Annotated in this window: 3 protein-coding genes; all 3 read left to right on the top strand. The window is 61.0% G+C overall.

The features are described 5' to 3' along the window. The first annotated feature begins 70 nt into the window (after positions 1–70). The 3 genes from EN742_RS29225 (at position 71) to EN742_RS29215 (ending at position 2,996) form a co-directional block, all read left to right on the top strand. A complete protein-coding gene (locus EN742_RS29225; RefSeq protein WP_189347315.1) occupies positions 71–430 on the top strand; it encodes a DUF559 domain-containing protein in 360 nt (119 codons plus the stop codon). A gap of 118 nt (positions 431–548) precedes the next feature. Continuing rightward, a complete protein-coding gene (locus EN742_RS29220; protein WP_126058630.1) occupies positions 549–1,856 on the top strand; it encodes a DUF6638 family protein in 1,308 nt (435 codons plus the stop codon). A 15-nt stretch (positions 1,857–1,871) separates the two neighbouring features. Beyond that, complete coding sequence (locus EN742_RS29215; RefSeq protein ID WP_126058629.1) at positions 1,872–2,996, top strand: DUF2333 family protein; 1,125 nt, start codon at positions 1,872–1,874, stop codon at positions 2,994–2,996. The last annotated feature ends 232 nt before the right edge of the window (positions 2,997–3,228 follow it).

Genomic DNA, 3,228 nt, shown 5'->3' with positions numbered 1-3,228 from the left:
GGAATGCTTAATCTTCCTTCTCCCCGTTCACGGGGAGAAGGTGCCCGAAGGGCGGATGAGGGGCAGCGCCATGCGTGGAAGAAATGAGCCCAAGGTCACGAGGGCCCGTGAGCTACGGAAGGTTGAAAACGATGCTGAGGAAATGCTGTGGCATGAACTGCGTGGACGGCGATTGAACGGCCACAAGTTTGTTCGCCAACTACCGATTGGGCCCTATTTCGCAGACTTCGCCTGTCGTGAAGCTAATCTGGTCGTGGAAGTCGACGGCAGCCAGCATGCGGGTCGGTCTCGGGATCGATACAGAGATGAGACGATGAATGGAAATGGTTGGTCGGTATTGAGAGTTTGGCACGCGGATGTTTTGACCAGCCGCGCGAGCGTGCTTGATACGATCATCGCAGCCCTTGATGGCCGGCTAGATCGCAAATGATTGGTATCGATGTGAGATTTCTGCCGGTCGCCACGTCGGAGCAAAGATGATGAGCGTTTGCGCCGCCCCTCATCCGCCCTTCGGGCACCTTCTCCCCGTGAACGGGGAGAAGGCATAAATGACCCACCCCGCCAAGAAACCCGACCTTCTGCGCGACAATGAACTGATCTACGGCAGGCTGCTGACCGTCGACGAACCGCACCTCATCCAGCGCTACAACAAGGCCCTCGTCGCCTTCGGCCTCAATCCCACCAGGCTGAACAGCTTCCAGATCGACCGCACCGGCTTCTCGCCGGAGATCGCCGACGAATGCGGCGACTACGACTACCTCGACCCCAACGAGGTCAATCGCCGCTTCATCATCCTGACGCCGTCGCAGATCGACCTGCCGGTGGTCCACACCGCCTTTTCCAATACCTCGCAGCTGATGTTCGAGTTCATGTCCAAGAACCGGCGCGCCATCGACGCACTGACCATCAAGGATGTGATCTACGGCGAGATCGAGGACTCGGTCCCCAAGGTCAACGACATCGAGGACCTGCTGTCGATCAACCAGGTCGAGTTCAAGGTGCTGTCGGCCGAGGACGTGCTCGGCAAGGCGGCCGAGCTCGGCAAGCTGGTCGACCGGCTGAAGCAGGAGCCCGACGCCTGGCGCGACAACGCCATGCTTGAGCGTATGGTCGAGCTCGCCAAGGTCTGCGGCGACATCCGCGAGAACGCGCTGGTGCCGGACCAGGTGATCTTCCGCCATAACGCCTACTGGACCAGCCATTTCGGCGGCCTCTACGTCTTCGTCGATCCCGACATGACGACGGTGATCAGCGACCCGGCCGCGCCCGGTTTCCGCCGCTCGCGGCCGTGGCAGGTGAGCTATCTTTCGATCAGGGACGCCGACAAGGTGTTCAAGTTCCTCGCCGCCACCGGCCGCATCGAATTGCCGCGCGCCTCCTGGATCGAGTCATCCGGCTATCTCGAGCATCGCGCCGAAATGGTGGTGCGCGCGCTGATCCGCGACGCCGAGCCGAACCGCAATCTGACGGACGTCGACAAGGTCTGGCTGCAGACCTGGATCCACGGCCATACCGACCTGATCACCAAGGACGGCAATTTCCCCTTCCTCAACGCCGCCAAGCGCGAGATCGCCCAATATGGCCATCTCAAGATCGAGGACGTGTTCCCGCAGCAGCGCTTCCTGGTGATCCGCGCCAGGCCCGATCATCCAGACGCCTGGCTGACCAATCAGCTGATCTCCGACTTCGTGCCGCAGGACTTCGTCTCGCGCTACGTCTTCAACAAGCCCGGCTTCTACAGGGACTATGACGGCTTCAGCGACGCCTGGCGATCGCATGTTGTGGACGTTCTGAAAACCACATATTTGAAAGACAAGGCGGCGTTTCGCACACGCCTCTACGGCTTGACTGATTGAGGGGTGACGAGAGCCATGCTTGACCCGATTGTGAGTTTCTTCACCCAGATCTTCCAGTGGATCGGCCGCGGCATTGGTCTTCTCGTCGGCGTGATCCTGTGGCCTTTCATGTGGGCCGGCCGCTGGTATGGGCAGCGCGGCTGGATCCTGAAGGCGGTGGTTGGCCTCGCCTTGCTGGTGCTCATCGGCCTCTACGCCAATTTCTTCTACGCCACCCAGTGGTGGACCAAATTCAACCCGAACTATCCCGATACCTATACGTTCGAGAAGCGCAACGTGTCGGCCGGCGAGCAAGTCTCAGCCGGCGCGGGCACCGATACGGCCAAGACCTGCGGTAACTCGGCGATCGCCCAGGTGGCGGCCGATCTGACCGACTTCAACGTCAACCAGAATGCCTGGATCTCATCGATGATCCTCTACAAGCTCGGCCTGTTCGGCATCGACTGGGACCACACGCCATGGATGGACAACAAGGCCTCCTTCCAGCGCGGCATCAACCAGGCGGTGCGGCGCACCGCGACCGAGCTTGCCGACAATCTGGGCCGCGTGCGCACGACCTCGCAGATCGACGCCGATCTCCAGGATGCGCGCGGAAATCTGCAGTTCGACGAGGAGACCTGGTACTTCGGCCTCAATCCATTCGGTCCGAAGACGCCGACCCCGAGCTACTATCGCGATGCCGTGCGCAAGCTGCGCTCCTTCAACGCAAGGCTGGCCAGCTGCCAGGCGACGTTCGACGCCCGCGCCGACAATCTCAAGCAATATATCGACCGCATTTCGTCCGACATCGGCTCGACCTCGGCAATCCTCAAGGAGCGCGCTGAGAACCACAATGATGGCTGGTTCGATTTCCGCGCCGACGACCGCTTCTGGTTCGCCTACGGCCAGCTCTATGGCTACTACGGCCTGATGAAGGCCGCCCAGGCCGACTTCGAGGATGTCATCAAGGAAAAGCACCTGCAGAACCTGTGGGACACGATGGATTCGCAATTCGTCTCGGCTCTGCGCATCCAGCCCCTCATCATCGCCAACGGCCGCGAGGACGGCTGGCTGCTGCCGACGCACCTGACCACGATGGGTTTCTACGTGCTGAGGGTGCGCTCCAACATGGTTGAGATCAGCAACGTGCTGACGCAGTAGCCGCACCCCTCTCGCCAAGGGGCTGGCGGATTTGCGCCGTCGCCCCTGTCGCATTCGGTGCATTGCGCGGCTGTTTTGGGACGGCGGCGGGGCATCCGCTCTGGCTTCTATACGGCGCAACGACCGGGCTCCATACAGCCGACCGCAAACGGCCCGGCAGCAGGAACACTCTTTCTTCGCAGGAAACATAGTTGCATGAAAGTTGACGCCGCGACAGCGACAGGGTTAGAAC

Origin of the sequence: Mesorhizobium sp. M4A.F.Ca.ET.020.02.1.1, from assembly GCF_004022645.1 — a bacterium.
In the GTDB taxonomy this organism is placed as follows: domain Bacteria; phylum Pseudomonadota; class Alphaproteobacteria; order Rhizobiales; family Rhizobiaceae; genus Mesorhizobium.
The sequence above is the reverse complement of the archived record's forward strand: the minus strand, read 5'-3'. Positions and strand labels throughout refer to the sequence as shown.

What these genes read in the sequence shown, in the direction of transcription:
- EN742_RS29225 (WP_189347315.1), top strand. Translation starts at nt 71, where the DNA reads ATGCGTGGAAGAAATGAGCCCAAGGTCACGAGGGCCCGTGAGCTACGG.
- EN742_RS29220 (WP_126058630.1), top strand. Translation starts at nt 549, where the DNA reads ATGACCCACCCCGCCAAGAAACCCGACCTTCTGCGCGACAATGAACTG.
- EN742_RS29215 (WP_126058629.1), top strand. Translation starts at nt 1,872, where the DNA reads ATGCTTGACCCGATTGTGAGTTTCTTCACCCAGATCTTCCAGTGGATC.